The organism is Pedobacter heparinus (assembly GCF_032678725.1).
GTDB classification, from domain to species: Bacteria; Bacteroidota; Bacteroidia; order Sphingobacteriales; family Sphingobacteriaceae; genus Pedobacter; species Pedobacter heparinus_A.
Map to the genome: position 1 here is coordinate 204,438 of NZ_JAVTSC010000006.1, position 21,854 is coordinate 226,291.

Here is a 21,854-nt window from a genome sequence, read left to right on the forward strand (position 1 = left end):
ATATTAATTTGTCCTAAACATTTCTATATAAGGGAAAGTAACCTTTATCTTCTTCTATATTTTTTTGTGCAACCAGCTGGTTATAGCCTGGCTCGTCGCCAATGTAACACCAGATCTGATCTGCCATCAGCAGATCAGAAAACGAGCGTTTAAAATCGAACAGGGTATCTTCTTTACCACCTACACCTCCCCCAAGATGAAAAAACTTCATACCAAGCGTCCGTCCGATGATACTGATCTCGTCTGTCAGCAGTTTGCTGGGTGAAAACTGTACATGGGACTCGCTTGTTGCCGACAGATGATTACGGATGACCCCTCCCATCCACACCACTACAGCTCCGCAGATCATTTCTTCTCCTTCATAGACCAGGATCAGCTTGCAATTAAACTCTGAGTTTGTGAGCAGGGAAGAAAAGTATGCTTCATTATAAAAATAGCTGTTACCGGCCTGTAACCTGCGCATGTTCTGCTGATACATCTGGGTAAATAACTGAATCTCTTCCTGGCTATCGGCGTCTTTGATCTGGTATTCTCTTTTTCTGAGCTGCCTGATTTGCCGCTGCAACCTTTTAACGTATCCGGCCCTTTGCGCTTCCAGCGATTGTGTAAGGTCGATGTAAACCGTCCGTCCATTGCTCCTCAGGCCCCCCATTTTTTCCATCAGGCAGGATTGATGGAGAAAAGGGTTTAATCTGCAAAACACACTGACAGCCCTGTTATGCCGCATAAAACCTGCAAATGAACATTTAAAATTGTTCATGAAGCTATCGCTGAGCTGATCAAACTTTCTATTTGAAACTGGCCCCGCATACCCGTAACTGGAAGTAAGGTCACAAAAATCAGCCCCATCAATTCCTCTTTTTAAAAGTGGCAGGGCAATAAACATCCCTTCTTCTTCATAAACAAAGAGAATAGGCTCACCTCGGTTGTCTAATTTATGGTAATGAAGCGTATGATAAATATCATATGCTGCTGACTGCTTCATGTACCAGGCCCAGCGCTGAGCATCAGTAACCACCTGGTATTTTGGTTCGAATAAACAGTTTTCTGTATGAGACATCTTTTATATATTTAATTCAGCTGCATGATTTTGAGCATTGCAGCATTGACCAGGTTGACATCGAATTTTTCTTTGGCAAATTTTCTACCATTAACTCCGTAAATCAAAATATCTTTGGTATGATGGATATAATGTTCCATTTTGGAAGCCAGTGCAGTAATATTCTTCACCGGGATTAAAAATCCATTGGGCTGTTTAGCTGACGGGTTGATAGTTTCTCTGCAGCCAACAGAATCACAGGTAATGATTGCCCTGCCCATGGCCATTCCTTCCAGCATACACCTTGGAACACCTTCGCCATAGTAGGAAGGTAAGACCAGTATGGAAGCAGCCTTGATATGAGGCCTGACATCGTCAACCTGCCCAAGGTATTCCAGCACCTCCCCGGATCTGATCAGGGCATAAAGCTCCTGGTCTATGGCATCTATATTGTTGTCATAAGGCCCGAGGAGTTTAAATTTAATTTCAGGAAATTTTTGCTGCACCAGTTTGGCGGCCTCATAAAACTCTTTAACCCCTTTTGCATTGATCAGCCTCGAAATCATTAAAAAACTGATGTACCTGGTGTTGGGAATGGAATATTTATAGTTACTCAGGTCTACACCAGAGCCATTCACGATAAAAGCTTTGTGCCGCTTACTGATGATCCCTCCTTTCAGCAAAGTATGGTAATCGTCCTGGTTCTGAAAAATAATGTGCTGCCGTTCACTGTACAGCAGGCTCCACTTTAAGAGATGACCGGTAATGTGGCTAATGAAACTTCTTTTAGCTGCTTGCGGGGCAAAATTATAACCCAGGCCTGTTAGCATAGGGGTAATGCGGTTCACTTTGCAGAGCTTGGCAATTACAGTTCCATAAATTACCGGTTTGAAAGTGTAAGGAAAAAATATATCCGGCTTAATGGTACGAATCAGCTGAAAAAGCTGATAGATATATTTCAGGTCAGAAAAGACAGCTACATTACTGCCATTAAGGGCATTTTCATGAACAATTACCTGCATCGCCTTCAATTGATCAGCTGTCGCATCACAACAAATCTTAGGTGTAAAAACATGAACTTCATTACTTTTTACCAGTTCTGCTATCAGTTTACCCCGGAAACCCAGCAGTGTGGCAGAGGAATCGCAGGCGATCAGCACGCGTTTGCTTTTGTTTTCCATAACGCTATTGATTTGTAAATGAACCCAAAAAGCCACCTGACTCCCATCAGATGGCTTTTTAACCAGATATTTGAAACCTATTTAATATTACAAAGTTGCACCAGCACCTTTGGTGACTACTGCTGGAACATCCGCAGCAGCATGCAATGCTGATTTAAATTCATAACCAGGATCCCAGTTACCCGCCGGAGTGGTAATTTTTGGACTCCCGCTGTTCACATAGATATTGGTATTGGCCCCTGTAACAGTACCAGCAGTTTCACCAGCCTGATTGGTTGAAATCGGAACCGGGCAATTGGAGAAATAATCATTGTCTGTACGTAAGTTCACATTGGTTCTCGCGCCTATAGAGTAACCGCTGTTGTTCAGGTGATAGTTGTTAAACAGGTGCACACTTCCCCAACGTGTCAGTGGCTCCCTTTCTGAAATGTTATACCAGAAATTATGGTGCAGGGTTACATGCAGTTTACCTGCATCTGCTTCATGACCGGCACCACCGGCACTGATCAGCACAGAGAGGTTGTTGTCATGGAATTTATTCCAGGAAAGCGTTACATAATCTGATTGGGTGGTGATGGATACATCCTTACCCCAATATTCCCATCCCTGATTACGGTCAGTCGAAAACTCACAGTGGTCTACCCAAATGTGATGCGAACTTTCAGCAACCTGTACACCAGAGTAGGTTACATAATTTTTCATGACAAGGTTTTGAAAAATAATATTATTTACGCCAAACAACATAAATGATACCCCCTCTATTGACGAACCTGCCAAACCTATGACAGATTTATTTGAAGTCACATAAACTTTATTTATTCCGCTGGCCTTAATTGCACCTGATACGTAGATAATTTTTGCACCACTTGATCCAACTGCACTGATTAGGGCCTGTAAACTGGATACAGTAACTTCCGATCCGCCTTTACCACCGGTTGTTGAACCATTAACGGCTGCATAACCAATTAAAGTTGCAGTTCCTGCAGTTGGCGGTGTGGTAGGTGTAGTTGGTGTACCTGGTTCAACAGGTGTAACATTTGGCAGCCCACCGGTAGTGACGGTATATTTTCGGCCATTACTACGTGGATCTGAATTGTCTGAAGCAGTAAAAATTAAACTGCTGCCCCAATGGCTAAACCTACCATTTCCTTTAGTGCGGATATCTGCATGAAGGGTATGGGCGGGCCCTAATTCTTTACCATCTTCAAATACCCTGAGTTTTGAAATTGTGGGTTGCGAATTGGAATCGCCGGTAGTACCGAAATTCTGTGAAACCCTGTAAGCGAAGCCTTCATCTGTCGTAATTTTTGAGAGTGTTAAGGCGATTGGTGTGGTGTTGGAAACCGCACTTTGTGAATCTACCAATTCACTTTCATCATCAGTTGTTAAGTCGCCTGGAACTACGGGACTTTCTTTTTTGCATTGAGTGAATGTTAGAATTGTAGAGAGTAATAAACCTAATACAAGCACTCTTGTTAATTTGTCTTTCAATCTTTCCATTAATATTATTGTTTTTTAAGATACGCACTTTTAACGTGACAGTTAAAAATAAATTGTATTCTAAAAGTTACAAATACGGAAGGAAATCCAGGATTAATGAAAAAAAAACACGCTTAAATCTATCAAAAATAATGATTATACAATATTGTGTAATGTGTGAAATAACTTTACATTTAGGCTAAAACCGATTTTAATGACATTTATATGACCATTTGGCATAAACTAAAGGTTATCTTTTTGTAACTAAAACATTGTATTTAGTAACACCACCTAACCTAACGCGCTTCTTAGGTACTTCAACGCCATAAAATGTATCGTACCAGTTAATAAACTTTCTAACACCTTCTTTTACCGAAATTTTGGGAATATAACTTAATTGATTTTCCAAACCGGAAATATCAGCCCATGTTTCCGCGACATCTCCTTCCTGCATAGGTAAATATTTTTTATCAGCAAGCATACCGGTTACGTTTTCTATCTCCCAAATAAATTCTGAAAGACTTACCGGCGCGCCCCTTCCGATATTAAAAATCTGATATGGCGCTTTTGAACTTCCGGGATCTGGATTATGGGCATCCCAATCTGGATTGCCTTGGGAAGGCTTGTCTAAAATACGGACAATCCCTTCTACAATATCATCGATATAGGTAAAGTCCCTGCGCATGTTGCCATTGTTAAAAATCTCAATCGGTTTCCCTTCCAATATGGCTTTGGTAAAAATAAACAGGGCCATATCCGGCCGGCCCCATGGCCCATAAACCGTAAAGAAACGCAAAGCGGTACTTGGGATATCGAAAAGGTGACTATAAGCATGTGCCATTAATTCATTACTTTTTTTAGATGCAGCATACAGCGATACGGGATGGTCTACAGGATGTTGAACAGAAAATGGCATTTTTTTATTCAGGCCGTAAACACTGGATGAACTCGCATACAATAAATGTTTAATTTTAGTGCGCCTGCAGCATTCCAAGACATTCAAAAACCCATGGATATTGGCTTCTATATAGGCTTCCGGATTGGTTAAACTGTACCTCACCCCTGCCTGGGCAGCTAAATTACACACCGCATCAAAATGATAGGTATCAAACAGCTCTTCCATACCATGCTTATCACTAAGGTCTAACTTGACAAAAACATAGTTGCTGTATTTTGTGCTTACAACAGGGTTATTGTAAGTAATCAGTGCGCGCTCGATCCCGCTTTCTTTCAATCGGGCATACTTTAAGTTAACGTCATAATAGTCGTTAATGATGTCTATACCCACCACCTCGTCGCCCCTTTCTGCTATTTTTTTTGCCAGATGAAAGCCAATGAAGCCCGCAGTGCCTGTGATTAAAATTTTCATCGTCATGTGATTTGTTTTTATTTGTGATAGCATGCTGTTCCGCTCAATCAGATTCCTTTACGAACACGAACTGATTGGTTCCAGAATGATTGGTGTTCCTGATATTTTTGAGCTCAAAACCTTTGGGATGGAGAAAATTGAATATTTCCTCTACCGTGGCCACTTCAAATGGATAGCCGCCCAGCCAGTCAAACCAATCGTGCATAATGGACATGCCCCTGTTCTTTTTATAGGCTGCAAATTCATTTCTACTCCTGATAACACTGGATATCAATGTTTTGGAAAAAAAGTAGGGTATAAATATGGTTGATGTGATGGCTCTACCCAGGAGGCCGGAGCAGTAAAACTTCTTTATTTTTGTCCAGAGCCTTGATCGTCCGTCCTGGTTGTTATAAATCGCAATGAACAGGGTATTGTTTTTCTTTGCCAGCGAGGCTGCATTTTCAATTGCGGCCCACATATTTCCGGTATGGTGCAGTACCCCCCAGGAATAGATGAGGTCAAAACTGCCAACTGAGCTCAGGAAATCTCCGTCCAGTACAGAACCTTTTTCAACGATCCAGTTTGGATCTCCGGGAAAGTAGCGTGAGCGGAGCATTTTGGTACAGGCAACGGATGCCGGATCGTAATCGAACGAATGGACTTTTGCGCCCAGATTACGTGCTGCCAAAGAAAATAGTCCACTGCCGGAACCAATGTCTAAAACCCGTTTTCCTTTCAGATGCGCTACCTGTAACATCTCTTTTATGGAGTTCTCGGCTATTTTAATTCTTTCATCGGTTAAGGAGGACAAAAAGCTTTGCCAGTTCTTACCGAACTCAAAGCGTTGTCCTTGTTTAATTTCTTGTTCAAATGTTTTCATGTTGTTTTGCCGGATAAATTTGTTAATCATGATATGGCTGATAATTCGGAGGTATGAATGGCCTGATTTTTTGTGACCTGGTTAATTACAGCCTGCCAGTCTTGCATTACTTTTTCTTCCGAAAAATTTGTTGCGATGTATTGTCTTCCCCTGCTCCCTAGTATTGCTCTTTCCTGTAAAGAATAATTCATCACCTCGCTCATTTGCCGGGCAAGATCCTCAGCATCCTCCTGTTTAGAAAGAAAACCACATGCTGCTCCCTCCACCAATTCTTTATTGCAACTGATGTCCGTTGCTACTATGGGTTTTGCGTAAGCCATGGCTTCCATAAGGCTGTTGGACATGCCTTCACAAAACGAAGAAAGTACAAAGGCATCTGCGACTGCCAAATAGCTTTCGGGATTGTGCTTATGCCCCAGTAACTGGACAGATTCCTGAATTTTCAAAGCTTTAATCATCTGGTGAGGCCAGCTCTGGTTATGCAGGTTACCTACGATTTGCAAAAGAACATTGTTGCCTTTTATAAGTGACATGGCCTTAAACAGCGTTGGATAATCTTTGTTGTACTTGAAATGTGCTATACAGATCCAAACGAATGGTTTTGATTGTCGTAATGGAGAACCGTTGCTTTTAATAGCAGGAATATCAACGCTGTTGTTGATGACAATCCCCTCTTTAAGCACCAGTTTTTGATTTTCGAAACTAACTTTTGAGGAATAAGAATTGTAAACCACGGCATCATCTAAACCGCGGGTCATTTTAAAGAGCAGGTACCATTTTTTTTTAATTACAGATATCCTTATGGTAGATATCAATTTAAACCTGAACCAGATTTTTAATAAACGGGCAAATATAATGGCTATAAACATGAAAGCGATAACCACATCGGCCCGGTATGTGCCCAACGCTTTGAAAAGTGTAAAGCCGTTTGATACAAAGTGAGTTGACCAGTTTTTCAGATAAAGAACTGAAATGCCTTCCTTCTCCAGTTCAGTTCCAAAGGAGTTAATGGGTTTTAAGGAAATGACCATCACCTCGTGCTGTTTTGATTTAAAAAATCTGGCAACCTTAAGCAATTGTGTTTCGGCACCTCCTTTAAATAAGCCAGGCGTAATGAACAAAATTTTTTGTTTCATGAGCTGAAGGATTGAATTTGGGCAAAATCTTGCGCTGTCTTTTTTTGAGCTTTAAGCCACTGGGCCAGCACCAGCAATTTCCAGATCTGGGGATAACGGTTCCATCTGCCACTTAAATGTTCCTGTATAATTTCCAGTGTTCTGGGGATGTTGATCCCTGGAATATTTTTCAGCTCTCTTTCTGAAAGGTTATCCTGAACGTAATCTTTCAACTCTTTTCTGAACCAATGCTGGAAGGGCATGGTGAAGCCTGCTTTTGGCCTGTTAAAATAATGGGGAGGAATATGTTCGAAAAGCAGGTCTTTTAAGATTCTTTTTTGATTGCCTTTGTAAAATTTAAAATCAGTTGGCAATGTACGCGAAAACTCAATGATCCGGTAATCCATTAATGGCGATCTTGATTCCAGTGAAAATGCCATGGAGGCCCGGTCTACCTTGGTATTGATGTCTCCGTTTAAATAGGTTTTAATGTCAAAATCCGAAACACGTTCCAGCAGTGGTTTTAATGGATTATTTAAAATATGCATCATCGCATTATCCAAACCAATATCGTTTTTTAATACCCAGGAATTTTCCATGCCTGCAAATATTTTAACATAAAGCGCTGCTATGGTGGGCATGGAAATGCCCATCGCGATAAGTTTATGCCGGTATTTTGGGGAAAGCGCAATAAGAGCGGCAATTGCTTTTCTCATATGCAGAGGAAAACGAAACAACGGCTTCACATCATTGATCCACTTATAACGGTGGTAACCCAGAAAAGCTTCATCACCAGCATCACCACTTAAAGCTACAGTAACATGTTTCCGTGTGTGTTTGCTGAGCAGCAAAGAAGGGATTGCACTGGAATCTGCAAAAGGTTCATCATAGTACCTGGATACATTTTCTATCAGCGCTATCCCTTCCCTATAATCGCATACGATGGTATGGTGCTGGGTTCCCAGATGTCTGGCTACTTTTTCAGCATATACGCTCTCATCGAAACCATTTTCATTGAATTTGACCGAAAATGTCTTCACATTTTTAACCTGTTGTACCGCCAGTGCAGTGATCAGAGAAGAATCTATTCCTCCGGACAGGAAAACACCCAACGGCACATCGGCAAACATCCTGATCTTTACGGCATCAGTTAACAAGCTGGAAAGCTCCTGTTTAGCGTCCTGGTAAGTACCGGTAAACTTATTATCCCATTTGTAATCCAGGTCCCAGTACCGGGTGATATTCAATTTACCGCTAAAAAGATCAAAAGTAAAACGATGCGCCGCGGGTAATTTCTTCACTTCCTGATAAATGGATCTGGGTTCCGGAATATTGTTCCATACCAGGTACTCCTGAATTGCCGTTTCATCGATAGTTAATTTTTTTCCGATACTGAGCTGAGCTGGCTGACTGGCAAATTCGAACGAAGCTCCGGAATGGGCATAATAAAACGGCTTTTTACCCAGACGGTCCCTTGCACCAAATAACTCCTTTTTTATCGAATCATAAATTACGAAGGCAAACATTCCATTGAAATGATTTACACAATCGGCACCATAGGCGAGGTAAGCAGCACAAACCACTTCTGTATCGGAGCCTGTCCTGAAATGGTACTGCTGTTCTTTTAATGTTTTCCTGACATCCAGGTAATTGTATATCTCGCCGTTAAAAACAATATGAAGGTGCATATAACAAAATGGTTGGTTGGAACGGGGATCAAGATCAATAACCGACAAGCGGTTATGTCCTAAGGTAAGGCCATCGAATTGTTTAAAACCGGAAAAATCCGGGCCACGAAAATCAACACGGGCGAGTTTTTCACAAATGATCTCTTCACTGTACTTGACAGTAGAACCGTAAATACCACACATAATTGTTATTGGTTAGGATTTGAAAATTCAGTCTAACAAACATTCGTATTCAGGGACTACTTTATCTAAAGCATATTTGCTGAAAACATCAGCTTTAATTGCGGCGAAGTCCCAGGCCTGATTGCAGGTGGTTATGATCCGCGCTCTGAAAGCATCAAGATCATCCTGCTCCACGATGTAACCGTTAAATCCGTCTTTTAACAGGCTGTTTACACCGCCAACGCGAAAACTTACTACCGGAATACCAACGGACAACGATTCTAAAATTACATTTGGAAAACCTTCTGTCAATGAGCTCAGCACCAAACTATCATATTCAGGTAATATGCTGATGACATTACTTATGCTACCCAGCAGGTTCACTCTTTTGCTCAGTTTTAATGAAGCAATTTTTTCCAGAATTGCCTCCTTTAAAGGACCATCTCCGGCAATATTTAAAGTATAGGTTCCGGGCAGCCTCGAAAAAATATCCAGCAGGCGTTCCAGCCCTTTTTCTTTTGACAGACGGGCAATCACCAGTATCTTTTTGCGCACAGGTATTTTAAAGCCTTTATTTAACTCTTTAACTGTACTGGTATACAATACAGGATTCGGAATTACCACCAGGCGATTGGGGTCAAGGCGGTATTCAGAAAGAATTGACCTTTTCATTTCTCTTGTCTGACACACAATTACCTGGTATTTTCTATAGCTAAACCGGGTAAACAATGCCCAAAACCTTCCCTTAAATCCCTCATATTTTTTCATCTGATGAGGATTGTTTGATGCCCGGGCAATTAATTTTGGAATTTTAACAAACAGGGAAACGAAGGAAACCAGGATATTGATGTGATCTGTCGTGGAAAAAACTGCAAATGGCTTTTCCTTTTTAAATAGTTTATACATTTGAAAAAAAGACCTGGATGCTTTCCTGGTACCCAGGTCAATAAAGTTCACCCCAGGCAAATCTCTGGAAAATAAAGTTTTATCCGGATCGAGCAGAACCAGGCTCACATCGTATAAATTTTTATTAAAACCCTGACATAAAAGCCAGAATACCCGTTCCGAGCCGCCATCTTTCAGCGCAGTCATTACAAAAAAAACTTTCCGCTTCATACTAAATGATATTTTTCAAAAATTTGCCGTGTGCAGCACCTTTGGAATACCAGCTAATTGCTGAGCTCAATAGGCGATCAAACGCTTCAGTGTTAACCATAATATTTTAACATCTGTTAAAATATTATGGTCCCTGATGTACCTGAGGTTCTGACTGATTTTTTGCGGTATCAGCTGGTGTATGTAAAATGACTCGGGGTCTTCTACCTGTTCCAGCAACTCATTCTCATCATAAAACTCGATGGATGCCCAATCTGTAATTCCGGGTTTAACCGACAACACCTGCATCTGGTCGTTGTCATATAAGTTCACGTATTTTCTAACTTCCGGACGTGGCCCCACAAAACTCATGTCGCCTCTTAAAATATTGAGCAACTGCGGCAGTTCATCAAGTTTATATTTTCTGAGCAGGTATCCGATTTTAGTTATTCTGGAATCTTTTCCACCTATGGTAAGCAGGTTTTGATCTTCGTCATGAACATACATGCTGCGAAACTTATACAGATAGAAATCCTGCATATTCCTGCCAACTCTGATCTGCCGGTAAAATATTCCACCTTTGGAATCTAAGCCTACCAAAATACTGATCAGGATAAAAAGGGAGGCAAATGCAATCAGTCCGATTGTAGCCAATATAATGTCAAAAATCCTCTTGGTCATCATTTTCTTATTTGTTATGGTTTATCCGGTTCTATTTGGTAGCAACTCCTATAATGATATACTTGCTTGCACTTGGTATAATGGAATCAATCAGCCGGTCCAGTTTTCCAAGCATGATGCGTTGGTACTCATTTCTGCCCATACAGCCAAAAAAACCAACTGTAGTATAGGTTACCTTAGCGAATGAGGAGAAAACGGTTTCCACATCGCGAAGTTTAAGATAGTTCCAGTTTTTTGTACCAAACCATTTTCTTAAAATCTTATGAAAAATAGAAGCGTCCAGGTTTTCAGCAAACAATAGCTTGCCCCCGGGTTTAAGTGACTTGTACATCTCATTGATCACTTTAAGCTTAACCTGAGGTTCTTCGCCATTTATCCCACCTAAAATAGACTTAAACACGATATAATCGAAATGATCTGCATAGGGAATAGCAGTTGCGTCTATGGCTTCATATTGTATAGCGGAATGACAATTGTATTTCCTGTGGACCATTTGGGTATTCGCATCTGGTTTGTTTAAATTTGAACATGTGACCTTGTTTTTGTTTAAGGCCAACCATAAGGACAGACCACCTCCATAGGCACCGATCTCTAAACATTCATTGTTGGCCGTATTGATCTCCCCGAAACTTTCCCAAAAAGGCAATGCCCTTGACCAGTTTTCGATATCCCAGCCAATAATATCTTTCCTTAAATAGCTTTCCATAAGTTTTTGTTGATTAAGTTGGATCCAACAGCAGGTTGCGCCAGTGATTGGTTATATTTTTTACAGAATTTGCTTCGTTAATCAATTGTGCCTTCGCTGAAATTTTCTTTCTCAGGTTAGGGTTGAGCAGCAAATGATCAATAGCCTGGCTTAACTTGCCGAGGTTATTTTGTTCGATAAGGATCCCATTGAATCCGTTTTCTATGATTTCTGACGGGCCAAAATCACAATTTACGGCGATACAGGCACAGCCAAAACTCATTGCTTCTGTAAGGGCAATAGGATATCCTTCGTTCCTAGAGGGTAAAACAAACAATTCAGCCTGGTGATAATAATCTTGTAAATTGTCCTTTGAACCGATCAGTTTCACCCTGCCTGTTAGGTTCAATCTTTCAATCTGAATTTTCAGATTTTCGTATTCTGCCCCATCACCTGCGATAACCAGATCAATGTTGGAATTGTCAATATTGTTGTAAGCCTCAATCAAAATATCAAAACCTTTAACAAAAGACAACCGGCCTACTCCCAGAATAAATTTTTTATCATTTACGCTCCAATCAGAAGGTTCAGGAAATTCATTTATTGGATTTCTGATGAGTTTGAAATTATTTAAATTTCTGAAGGAATGATTTTCTTTAATGCGATCGGCGATACCTATGGACGGGACCACGACTGCGGTGGATTGTCTGTAAATAAGAAAAGACAGTTTTCTAAAAATATAATTGAAAGTATTGAGGGTGATATCGGGAGTGGTATGTTCAGATACGACAAAAGATACGCGTGTTAAGAGACATGCCAATCCCGTCCATAAATTTGACGTAGTCATAAAAGAAATGACATAAAATGGTTTTTCTTTCATTAACAAGATAATGAACCTGGAGTAGAGCAGACCAGCATACCACAGCCTGCTGAACGCATTTTCCCTGCCCCTTTTTTTTAACAGACTGATCACATTCACTTCCGGCAAAATCGTAAATGCAATATCAGCTTCATTAAGACAAACAATAGTAACCTCAAAATTTTGCTTATGAAGCTCGTTTGCTACTATCGATATCGCTCTTTCTGCTCCTCCTCTCTGAAGGCTGTTGATCACAAAAAACAACTTATTATTCATCACCATATCGTTCTTATCGTACTTAATGTTTCCTGCAAACCATGTTCCCTCAACTCAAAAAGAAAATACTTTTTCAAATAAAAAAAGAACAATTTTCCTTTCTGGATCCAGGTATACTTGAAGATCCTGATCATCATATACAGATCATTAAGTTCTTTCTGTTTCAAACTCCGGGGCTTTAATGAACTCCACATACCACCAGCATGCTGTCTGTAACAACTCATGGTCTCAGGCATAATGTAAATGCGCTTTCCAGATATAAACGTGGTATAAAGTTTAATAAATTTGTCCGGAGCATTACATCTTGTAAACCATTCTGCATCAAACATTTCCTGAATTTCCCTTGTATTCCTAAAAACGATAGTTAATGTGGATATTTCGGTCTTATTGCCCGACATGACATCGTCAAATGAGTAGATCAATGGCTTTGGGTTAAAATTCATATAATGTATTTCATCATTTTCTGAAATTCGTTTTGAATAATGCCCGCACATCACGTAATCTTCATTTTGCTCCAGAAAATCAATTTGCTTTTGCAGTTTTAAAGGATCTGTCCAGTAATCATCGCCATCACATACTGCAATGTATTCAGCGCCTGCAGCTTTAAAAACTCTTACCGCATTGACATTTGCACCAACATTAGCCGTTGAGGTAATTAACCGGATCTGATCAGGATATCGTGACTTGTAATCCTCTAAAATTATCCTGGTGTGATCTGTAGAACAGTCTTCTCCTACAATAATCTCAAAGGGAAAATTAGTCTTCTGCATCAAAAAACCTTCAATGGCCTGTGCAATGTAACGCTCATGGTTATAGGTGAGGCAGCAGATGCTCACCTTGATATCTTTTCTCATATTCCAGTTTAGTTTATTATCAATGGTATAATTTATATTAATCTTGACGCGCTTATGATCTTCCCTGAAGGATATACCTGAAGTCGGCAACTGCAGATAGTTTTACCAGGAAACCAAAGCCCAGATAACCTATGAAATATGCTGCAGCTGTTGCAGTGATCCTGAACAGGTCATTAAACTGAAAAGCATCAAAAAGATATTGGTCCAGCAAGTAACAACCCAGCCCTACCGAGCAGGAAATGAGCAGGGTTGGCAGGATATCTTCAATTTGTTTTAAAAATGGATAGCCGATGAACCTGACACTATAGATGGAGTTGATGTAAAAACCAAAAAAACTAAAAAACAATTGAAAGTATAACAGGCCGTAAATACCAAAAGGAAAAACACAACTGATGCCGATTACACAAAGCACCTTTTTTATGACTTCAAGTTTCAGGAACAGATGAGTTTGTCCCTTTACTTTTAATATATTGAGATTATAGGCATGCACCGGATACATAATACCAGCTATACATAAGATCCTGAAGTATGGAATAGCAGGTAGCCATTTATCCGTTAACACCAGCCGGAATAATGGTTCGGCAATTACACTCAACAGCACCAGCGATGGGGACATCCAAAAAAGTACCTGCAGCATTACTTTTTTATAAACGTTTGCCAGTTGTTCCTTATCGTGTGCAATTTTAACAAACATCGGAAAAGTAACTTTATTGATCGCGGATGAGATAATACCTACGGGCAGCTGACTGATCGATTCGGCCCTGGAATAAAAGCCAAGCTGGGCAGGTGCATAAAATTTACCGATCAATATGGTGTAAATGTTCTGGTAAACATTGTCAATCAATCCCGACAAGGTCAGTTTATAGCCATAATTGAAATGTTTTTTTAAACTGTCTGCACTAAACAAAATGACCGGCCGCCATGCTGAATACCACCAATGCAGCAGGGTGGATATCAGTGGATTCAGCAAGCCCATCCACACCAGGCTCCATACACCAAATCCCCGCTGCGCCAGTACAATTCCAAGAATCCCACCGCAAATGACTGAAGGAAGTTGAATCATTGTCATGGTTTTGAACCTCATTTCCTTTACCAGTAAAGTTTGCTGAATCACAAAAAAAGCATTAATAATTAAAGTTATACCGTACACCCTGATCACATTTTTTAATACTGGCTGATGATAAAACAAGGCAATTAAAGGCGCTGAAAAGAATAGCACACCATAAATAACCAGACTTCCCGCCAAATTAAAATAGAATACGGTAGTACAGTCTTTTTGCGTAACTTCTGGTGTCCGGATTAAAGACGAGCTTAAACCACTGTCCAGTAAGGAATTTCCAACCGCAATAAAAACAGATAGCATTGCAATCAGACCAAATTCGGCAGGCGACAAAAGCCTGGCCAGAACAATGGTGATAAAAAAGCTGATAAATTTTGAGCTCATTTCCTGGCCAATTGACCAGAGCACCCCATATATTGTTTTACTGCCTAAACTCATGATGCTTTACAAACTGGAATCTACCGATTCATCTGGTAGCAAAGATTTCACATCATAGATGACACTGTTTTTTTTGCATAGACTTTTTAAATCAATGGTTTTAAATTCCAGGTGTGCCACCGCCAATACGATTCCATCATATTTTCTGGTCTTTGATTCTCCATTCTCACATATAATTCCGTATTCATGCATAGCGAGTGCCACATTTGCCCAAGGGTCATGAACAGTAACCTGTATATGATATTCCTTTAAGCGGTTAATGACATCAATGACCTTGGTATTGCGCACATCAGGACAGTTTTCTTTAAAGGTGAAGCCCAGGACAAGTACTTTCGCCCCAATAATATGGATGTCTTTCTGAACCATTTGTTTGATGAGCTGATCTGCTACATAAGCCCCCATTCCATCATTCACCCGTCTCCCTGCCAGAATGATCTCGGGATGATAGCCAACTTCCTGTGCTTTTTGCGCCAGGTAGTAGGGATCAACACCAATGCAATGTCCGCCAACCAGCCCTGGTCTGAAGTTCAGGAAATTCCATTTCGTCGCCGCTGCATTTAAGACTTCAGTGGTATTGATCCCTAAGCGGTTAAAGATCATAGCCAGTTCATTGACAAAGGCAATGTTGATGTCCCGCTGGGCATTTTCTATAATTTTTGCAGCTTCCGCAACTTTAATGGAAGAAGCTCTGTACGTTCCTGCAAGGATAATGGAACCATAAAGCTTGTCAACGGTCTCGGCAGTTCCAGCTGTCGATCCTGAGGTTATTTTGAGAATATCAATCACAGTTCGGCTTTTATCACCGGGATTGATGCGCTCTGGCGAATAGCCTGCAAAAAAATCTACATTATAGGTTAAGCCCGAAGTTTTAGCTAAAACAGGTACACATTCCTCTTCTGTAACCCCTGGATATACAGTGGATTCATACACTACAATGTCTCCCTTTTTAAGTACGCGCCCAACGCTTGCACTTGCTTTTAAAAGAGGCGACAGGTCTGGGTGGTTATTTTTATCTACCGGTGTGGGTACAGTAACTATGTAAATGGTACAGCTGCTAATGTTCTCCAGCTCATTGGTACAATAAAGACCCAATGCCGAACTGCAGCTAGGTGTAAGTACCTGGTTTAATTCGGCCTTGCTTACTTCGAGTGTATGATCCGTTCCAGATTTGAGTGCTGATATACGGGATGCATCAATGTCAAAGCCCAGCACTTTATATTTTTTGGCAAACGCTACAGCCAGGGGCAAACCTACATATCCAAGCCCAATAACCGCAATTCTGGGCTGTACTGCTATCTTATTCATCATGTTTTGTCAATTAATAATCCCTGGATTTTTTAAATGAATGCAAGGCAACCAAGAAATTGGAAAAGAAGGTTTTATTTTTTATCTGTAAGAATTTTTATTTCCCAAAGAGATAATAAATTAAAATATAATTTTTATGGAAAGTGCAGAGCTGGTTTTGCTACAGCTTCGCTACATCAGTTACAGGAACCGATCTTTGAAGTTAAAGCTTATCAAAACGGATTTCAACCGTCATGACCTGGATTTTTATCGCTGCTCCATCTTTTCATACTGGGCGAAATATTCTTGTTTCTTTTGCCAGAACTATTTGCCATCAATTAATTTTATTAAATAAAGCTATGTAATATATCCCGGGAAGATATGCCTTTTTTAAAGTTGTAATTCTAATTGTATAGTTTGCACATATTGGTTTACAGATGTATACAAGAATCCCCTGATACTGTACAAACTGTAAACGAAATACGCCTATTCCACTCTAAATAAGCCTAATATATAAAATTGGGAAAAGACGGCATTACCAGGACATTTAACAATTATTATTATTATTTTCTATTAATGGTATTTTTTTTTTATCTTTCAATAAGATTAGCACATCCCTCTGATCTCAATATTTAGCTAATAGAATTAAGTATCATTTAAACTATTTACTAATGACTTCAAACAAAGGGGACGTAATCGAACGAATCGTACGCACCAAAATCGGAATCAGCGAACTCTCCAGAATACTACATGTAAGTAGAACATCTATTTATAACTGGTTTGAACACGGACATTTAAATCTGGAAACCATTTGCAAAATAGGCCAGGCAATAGACCACGATTTCACTAACGAATTTCCTGAGGAATTTGCAAAGGCCAAAAACCAGGTGTCAGCGGGCTTTACCGCAGTTCAAGACTTCAAAAACGAAAACTGCGAAAGCTCCATTCATTTTTGGATGAACAAATACATTACCCTGCTGGAAAAGTATAATGAACTGCTCACTGAAATTGCAAAACCCGATGCAAAACCGGGCCTGAAAAACCTTGGTAATATGCCTTATTATGGCTATGATACAGATGTAAACGATCGTTTTGACAAAAGAGACCAGAGCTTAAGCTGCATTTAGTGCAAAGCATAACATCATACTGATCAGTTGAACAAAATATAAGCGATAACCAGTGTAATCACAATATTGAATCCCTGAGCAATCAGAAAAGCATAGAAGGGTTTTTTGCTGTTTTTGCCAAAAAGATCTTTAAAGTTAGTTTCTAAACCTATACTCGTAAATGCCAGCGCAAACCAAAGACCTTGTAAATTTTTTAAACTTCCCTTCACTTCGGCATTTACTCCGGCTGAAATAAAAAAAGAAAACAAAACCGAAGCAGCGATAAATCCAAGTACAAATTTTGGAAAACGCTCCCATATTACTTTTAACGTAGGTTTGGCACGGGCACCTTTCCCCGCCGGATGCCGGGTATAGGTCCAGTATACAGAAATGGCAAATGCAGCAATTCCCAGTAGTACATTCTGAGAGAATTTAACAATCGTGCTGATCTTTAAGGCTTCCTCACCTACCAGGCTTCCTGAAGCAACAACTGCACCAGTGGTATCAATACTTCCCCCAAGCCAGGCACCGGTAACCGCCTGCGGGAAATTAAAATACTGCGCAATATAGGGCATAAAGATCATCATAGGTATGGCTGTGATCAAAACCATGGATATGACATAAGATAATTTCTTGGCATCTCCTTTTATGGCTCCTGAGGTTGCGATGGCAGCAGAAACACCACAGATAGACACCGCGCTGGAGATCATCATGGTCAGCTCCTCATCTATTTTTAACTTTTTACATAACCAGAAGGCAAAATACCATACAGACAAGACCACAACGAGGGCTTGTATCAAACCCAATGATCCAGCTTTCAGCACATCAGAAAAAATCACCGTTGTTCCTAGTAAGACCAAACCGATTTTTACAAATAATTCTGTTGACAAAGCCATTTTGAACCATTCCGGTAGGTTAAAGCAATTGCTGATCAGCAATCCTAAAGCAAGGCTAAAAATCACCGCTTCTAAATTCAATGCTTTTACCTGGCTGTTTCCGGCAAGAACAAGCGCAGCAATGGTTAACATATAAACAACAGGAAATGTAAGCAGCGCAGACTTGAGCTGCTTTCCGGTTAAAAATGCACCAACAGCGGCAATGACAATCACAAACAGGAACTGAAGGCCTATAAAGCTGAGATTTGAAGCTGAGCATACCGTACCAGAGAGTTCCCCGAAGTTTTTCCAGCCAAATACAGGCACGGGCAATAAAAGCCCTGATAAAGTTAACAGAATAGTTAATCCTCCGAGTATGACTACTACCCAGTCTTCATGTATGTTTAATTTTTGGTTTGCTGACATGCTGATCTGATTGCTGGTTATTACATTAACTCTTTCATGAGGTTATTAAAGGCTTCTTTTAACCCGGCCAGTTCTTCTTCTACTTTAGCTAAGCGTTCTTCCAGTTCAGTTGCAGGCTTTGCAAAGTTCTCCTGGCTTTCATACTGTTCTGGATCTGGTGTGCCGGCCAATAGGTGGACGTACCTCACTTCCTTCTGCCCCGCACGTTTAGGCAATTGCATTACGTAGGACATTTCAGGTTCAGAAAGCCTTTCCAATACCTCTTGCACCTCATCAAGAGATTCAAATTCATACATCCGGCCAGAATTGGTATTTAATTCACCAGGCGTTTGAGGGCCCCTTAACATCAACAGGCAAATTATGGCAACATCCTGTGGCAATACAGGAAATACAATGGCAAAATTATGCTTGTATTTAACACTCCTGCTGGAACCACCGGTTGCAGTAGAAACCAGACTTTTTCTTTTTAGGGTATCCAGCGCAAGTATTACGGTCTGTTCATCGTACTGCACTACAGGTTTTCTGGATGTTTTTTGATTGCAAGCGAGCGTTAAGGCATTGATCGTCATAGGATAATACTCTGGCGTTGTTTTGGATTTCTCCATGAGCACGCCTAAAACGCGAAGTTCAACACCATCAAGGATTGGTAAAATTTGTGAGGTTTCCATCCCTAAATATAGAAATAAATCACATGGGGCAAATAAAATTAAACATTAAGGGGCTGAAAGCGCCTGCTCAATCTGTTGAAGTTCAGTTTCGCTGAAACTGGTATTGTCCAGGCATTTTAAAGAGTCGGCGAGCTGTTCCGGTTTACTGGCACCAACCAACACAGAAGTAACGCGCTGATCTCTAAGTATCCAGGACAAAGCCATCTGCGCCAGTTTTTGTCCCCGGCTTTCTGCAATAGCATTCAACCGGTTCAGTTGCATAATTTTTTCAGCGGTAACCTGTTCCGTCTTTAAAAAACCATGCGGCTTCGCCGCCCTGGAATCTGCAGGAATTCCTTTCAGGTATTTATCGGTCAATAATCCCTGGGCAAGTGGCGAAAACGGAATGCAACCTACGCCTTCTTTTTCCAGAAGGTCAAGCAAACCGTCCTCTATCCAACGTTCGTACATGGAGTATTTAGGCTGGTGGATCAGACAGGGTGTTCCCAGATCTTTTAATATCCGGATAGCCTGCGCTGCCTCAGCTGGCTGATAATTGGAAATGCCTACATATAAGGCCTTGCCCTGGCGAACCAGGAGATCGAGGGCAGACATGCTCTCTTCCAGCGGTGTTTCCGGATCCGGACGGTGATGGTAAAAAATATCAACATAGTCAAGGTCCATGCGCTTCAAACTCTGCTCCAGGCTGGATACCAGGTATTTTTTTGAACCCCAGTCGCCATAAGGCCCATCCCACATGGTGTAACCGGCCTTGGTAGAAATAATCAGTTCATCCCTGTAAGCAGAAAAATCCCTTTTAAGCAAACGTCCAAAATTTTCTTCTGCTGAGCCTGGGGGCGGCCCGTAGTTATTGGCGAGATCAAAATGTGTGATACCATGATCAAAAGCAAGCTTTAAAATATTGCTGCAGTTTTCCAATTGATCTACATGTCCGAAATTATGCCATAAACCCAGCGAAATAGCAGGCAGTTTTAGTCCGCTTCTGCCGCATCGGCGATAGTTCATCTGGGTATACCTGGCTGGATTAGGGGTGTATAACATATTTCAAAAAAAATATCAGTAACCATCTGACCGGTTACTGATATTGGTGACCGGCTATTATTTACCGCTGTTTTTTTTCTCAGTTACTTCGGTACGGATGTCCTGAGCAAGTACTTTTAAATCCTGCATAGCTTTACGTACTCTCGTACCTGCAGCATTGTTACCTGCACTGTAAAATTTCTCAGCATCTGCTTCAATTGAAGCCAACAATTCTTTCACTTTTGAAAATTTTTCCATGTTTTTGTTTTTTCTTTTAATGGTGTGGAAACTGCATATACAGTTTCCGTGTTTTGATTTTCTAATTTAAGCCAAATATATATTTTTTTAGAAATAATCAAACAGAACTTGACCTGTATTGCATTTTTTCTACCTAAACTTTCGATTTACAAAACCTTTTAAGGAAAAACGGGTTGTTTTTACAATTGTCCTGTTGAGAATTATCTGGAAGTACGACGCGCAAATGGCTAAATATATATACATTGTTGAAGATGATGAAGACATTAGGTTTATTGTTGAATATGTACTGCGGGAAGAAGATTATACCGTCGAGTCTTTTGCTACCGCATCGGCATTTAATCTCGCAATTCAGGGCAATAAGCCAGATCTGATCATTCTGGATGTCATGTTGCCCGATGGTAATGGCATAGATATATGCAGAGCGTTAAAAACAAACAAAAGAACAGGCCACATTCCCATTATCATTATGTCTGCCCATGCAGCTGAAAAATCTGTACTGGAAGAAGCCTGCGCCGATGATTTCATCAGCAAGCCCTTTGACCTGAACCATTTCCTTCATCATGTTAAACAACAGTTGCGGGCTTAAACAGCAGTATTAGTGTGTGGGTAAGTCTTATCGGTGTCAATTAACAGAATTTACTTTGATTTTTAAAAAAAGCTGACGACCTTAGCCAGTAATGGAACAAAAAGGCATATATAGAGCTTTGATGGCGACTTACAATAAAAGTCAGCTGCAGGCCTATGCCCTGTTTAAAAAGTTTTTCAGGGAAAACTATCCACTGGGCTTCACCTTTCAAACGACCAGTAAAGACTTTATTATTTAAGCCCCGAATCAATCTTTTTTCTTCTTCGATTCAGGGGCTCAGAAATTTTCTGATAAATTATACTATACTAATTTTTAAAAAGAACATCATAACGCTGTATCTACCGGTACAGTGCTGCTGGCATTTTTAGCCCCGTCATCTAAATACAACATTAACATATCAAAATCATGGAAACAAAATCACTGTCGTTATCAAAAAGCGATTTCAAACTTTTAAAAGAGCATCTGGAAAAATCTAACATGAGTGCTTATAACAAAGAAAAACTACAGGCGGAACTTAAAGCTGCTACCATCTATTCTGCCGAGACGCTTCCTTCAGATGTTGTCTGCTTAAAATCAGAAGCAAGGATTGCAAATGTAAAAACCGGAAAAGAGTTTACGTTTAAACTGGTGATGCCGGAGGAAGCGAATATAAAAGTGCAGAAGGTATCTGTTTTTGCACCAATTGGCGTTGCTTTATTCGGGTATAGAACCGGCGACAGCATCAACTGGGAGATGCCCGACGGCATCCAGGAATTTAAGATACTGGAGGTGAGCAGGCCATAGCCGAC

21 protein-coding genes are annotated in these 21,854 nt (G+C 40.5%); 3 read left to right on the top strand and 18 right to left on the bottom strand.

Annotation, left to right across the window (positions count from 1 at the left end):
* Nucleotides 1–13: 13 nt before the first annotated feature.
* The 14 genes from R2Q85_RS11625 to R2Q85_RS11690 all read right to left on the bottom strand — a co-directional run bounded on the left by R2Q85_RS11625 (nucleotide 14) and on the right by R2Q85_RS11690 (nucleotide 16,151).
* Complete coding sequence (locus R2Q85_RS11625; RefSeq protein WP_316811954.1) at nucleotides 14–1,060, bottom strand: GNAT family N-acetyltransferase; 1,047 nt, start codon at nucleotides 1,058–1,060, stop codon at nucleotides 14–16.
* Nucleotides 1,061–1,071: 11 nt separating this feature from the next.
* Complete coding sequence (locus tag R2Q85_RS11630) at nucleotides 1,072–2,220, bottom strand: glycosyltransferase family 4 protein (protein WP_316811955.1); 1,149 nt, start codon at nucleotides 2,218–2,220, stop codon at nucleotides 1,072–1,074.
* Nucleotides 2,221–2,307: 87 nt separating this feature from the next.
* Complete coding sequence (locus tag R2Q85_RS11635) at nucleotides 2,308–3,720, bottom strand: pectate lyase (protein ID WP_316811956.1); 1,413 nt, start codon at nucleotides 3,718–3,720, stop codon at nucleotides 2,308–2,310.
* 229 nt (nucleotides 3,721–3,949) lie between these two features.
* On the bottom strand, nucleotides 3,950–5,068 hold the full coding sequence (locus tag R2Q85_RS11640) for an NAD-dependent epimerase (RefSeq protein WP_316811957.1): 1,119 nt from the start codon (nucleotides 5,066–5,068) through the stop codon (nucleotides 3,950–3,952).
* A gap of 43 nt (nucleotides 5,069–5,111) precedes the next feature.
* Nucleotides 5,112–5,960: a class I SAM-dependent methyltransferase gene (locus R2Q85_RS11645; protein ID WP_316811958.1), complete on the bottom strand. Its 849-nt coding sequence runs from the start codon at nucleotides 5,958–5,960 to the stop codon at nucleotides 5,112–5,114.
* Nucleotides 5,957–7,066 (bottom strand): glycosyltransferase, encoded by a 1,110-nt coding sequence (locus tag R2Q85_RS11650; RefSeq protein WP_316811959.1) that lies wholly within the window; start codon nucleotides 7,064–7,066, stop codon nucleotides 5,957–5,959. The genes R2Q85_RS11645 and R2Q85_RS11650 overlap by 4 nt, the downstream gene beginning before the upstream one ends.
* Nucleotides 7,063–8,916, bottom strand: coding sequence for an asparagine synthase (glutamine-hydrolyzing) (gene asnB / locus R2Q85_RS11655; protein ID WP_316811960.1), 1,854 nt, complete (start codon nucleotides 8,914–8,916; stop codon nucleotides 7,063–7,065). Before asnB ends, R2Q85_RS11650 begins: the two co-directional genes overlap by 4 nt.
* 27 nt (nucleotides 8,917–8,943) lie before the next feature.
* On the bottom strand, nucleotides 8,944–10,011 hold the full coding sequence (locus tag R2Q85_RS11660; protein WP_316811961.1) for a glycosyltransferase: 1,068 nt from the start codon (nucleotides 10,009–10,011) through the stop codon (nucleotides 8,944–8,946).
* Between the two features lie 66 nt (nucleotides 10,012–10,077).
* Nucleotides 10,078–10,674: a sugar transferase gene (locus tag R2Q85_RS11665; RefSeq protein WP_316811962.1), complete on the bottom strand. Its 597-nt coding sequence runs from the start codon at nucleotides 10,672–10,674 to the stop codon at nucleotides 10,078–10,080.
* A 28-nt stretch (nucleotides 10,675–10,702) separates the two neighbouring features.
* Complete coding sequence (locus R2Q85_RS11670; RefSeq protein WP_316811963.1) at nucleotides 10,703–11,377, bottom strand: class I SAM-dependent methyltransferase; 675 nt, start codon at nucleotides 11,375–11,377, stop codon at nucleotides 10,703–10,705.
* 13 nt (nucleotides 11,378–11,390) lie between these two features.
* On the bottom strand, nucleotides 11,391–12,491 hold the full coding sequence (locus R2Q85_RS11675) for a glycosyltransferase (protein ID WP_316811964.1): 1,101 nt from the start codon (nucleotides 12,489–12,491) through the stop codon (nucleotides 11,391–11,393).
* Nucleotides 12,491–13,345: a glycosyltransferase family 2 protein gene (locus R2Q85_RS11680; protein WP_316811965.1), complete on the bottom strand. Its 855-nt coding sequence runs from the start codon at nucleotides 13,343–13,345 to the stop codon at nucleotides 12,491–12,493. Before R2Q85_RS11680 ends, R2Q85_RS11675 begins: the two co-directional genes overlap by 1 nt.
* A 52-nt stretch (nucleotides 13,346–13,397) precedes the next feature.
* Nucleotides 13,398–14,843 (bottom strand): lipopolysaccharide biosynthesis protein, encoded by a 1,446-nt coding sequence (locus R2Q85_RS11685; protein WP_316811966.1) that lies wholly within the window; start codon nucleotides 14,841–14,843, stop codon nucleotides 13,398–13,400.
* Nucleotides 14,844–14,849: 6 nt separating this feature from the next.
* Nucleotides 14,850–16,151, bottom strand: coding sequence for a nucleotide sugar dehydrogenase (locus R2Q85_RS11690; RefSeq protein ID WP_316811967.1), 1,302 nt, complete (start codon nucleotides 16,149–16,151; stop codon nucleotides 14,850–14,852).
* Nucleotides 16,152–16,798: 647 nt separating this feature from the next.
* Here R2Q85_RS11690 and R2Q85_RS11695 point away from each other — a divergent pair.
* Nucleotides 16,799–17,254 carry a hypothetical protein gene (locus tag R2Q85_RS11695; protein ID WP_316811968.1) on the top strand — a complete coding sequence of 152 codons (456 nt, stop codon included), beginning with the start codon at nucleotides 16,799–16,801 and terminating at the stop codon, nucleotides 17,252–17,254.
* Between the two features lie 23 nt (nucleotides 17,255–17,277).
* Here the strand turns inward: R2Q85_RS11695 and R2Q85_RS11700 are convergent, their stop codons facing one another.
* Genes R2Q85_RS11700 through R2Q85_RS11715 form a run of 4 tightly spaced genes read right to left on the bottom strand, consistent with a single transcriptional unit; the run spans nucleotide 17,278 to nucleotide 20,480 of the window.
* The gene (locus tag R2Q85_RS11700) at nucleotides 17,278–18,534 is read right to left on the bottom strand and encodes a YeiH family protein (RefSeq protein WP_316811969.1); all 1,257 of its coding nucleotides are present in this window, start codon (nucleotides 18,532–18,534) and stop codon (nucleotides 17,278–17,280) included.
* A gap of 20 nt (nucleotides 18,535–18,554) precedes the next feature.
* Nucleotides 18,555–19,202: a YceH family protein gene (locus R2Q85_RS11705; RefSeq protein ID WP_316811970.1), complete on the bottom strand. Its 648-nt coding sequence runs from the start codon at nucleotides 19,200–19,202 to the stop codon at nucleotides 18,555–18,557.
* A 45-nt stretch (nucleotides 19,203–19,247) separates the two neighbouring features.
* The gene (gene mgrA, locus R2Q85_RS11710) at nucleotides 19,248–20,243 is read right to left on the bottom strand and encodes an L-glyceraldehyde 3-phosphate reductase (RefSeq protein WP_316811971.1); all 996 of its coding nucleotides are present in this window, start codon (nucleotides 20,241–20,243) and stop codon (nucleotides 19,248–19,250) included.
* A gap of 57 nt (nucleotides 20,244–20,300) precedes the next feature.
* Nucleotides 20,301–20,480, bottom strand: a complete 180-nt coding sequence (locus tag R2Q85_RS11715) for a histone H1 (protein ID WP_316811972.1) — start codon at nucleotides 20,478–20,480, stop codon at nucleotides 20,301–20,303.
* Nucleotides 20,481–20,673: 193 nt separating this feature from the next.
* On the opposite strand from R2Q85_RS11715, the gene R2Q85_RS11720 reads away from it, so the two are divergent.
* Nucleotides 20,674–21,066, top strand: coding sequence for a response regulator (locus R2Q85_RS11720; protein WP_316811973.1), 393 nt, complete (start codon nucleotides 20,674–20,676; stop codon nucleotides 21,064–21,066).
* 405 nt (nucleotides 21,067–21,471) lie between these two features.
* Nucleotides 21,472–21,849, top strand: coding sequence for a GreA/GreB family elongation factor (locus tag R2Q85_RS11725; RefSeq protein WP_316811974.1), 378 nt, complete (start codon nucleotides 21,472–21,474; stop codon nucleotides 21,847–21,849).
* The last annotated feature ends 5 nt before the right edge of the window (nucleotides 21,850–21,854 follow it).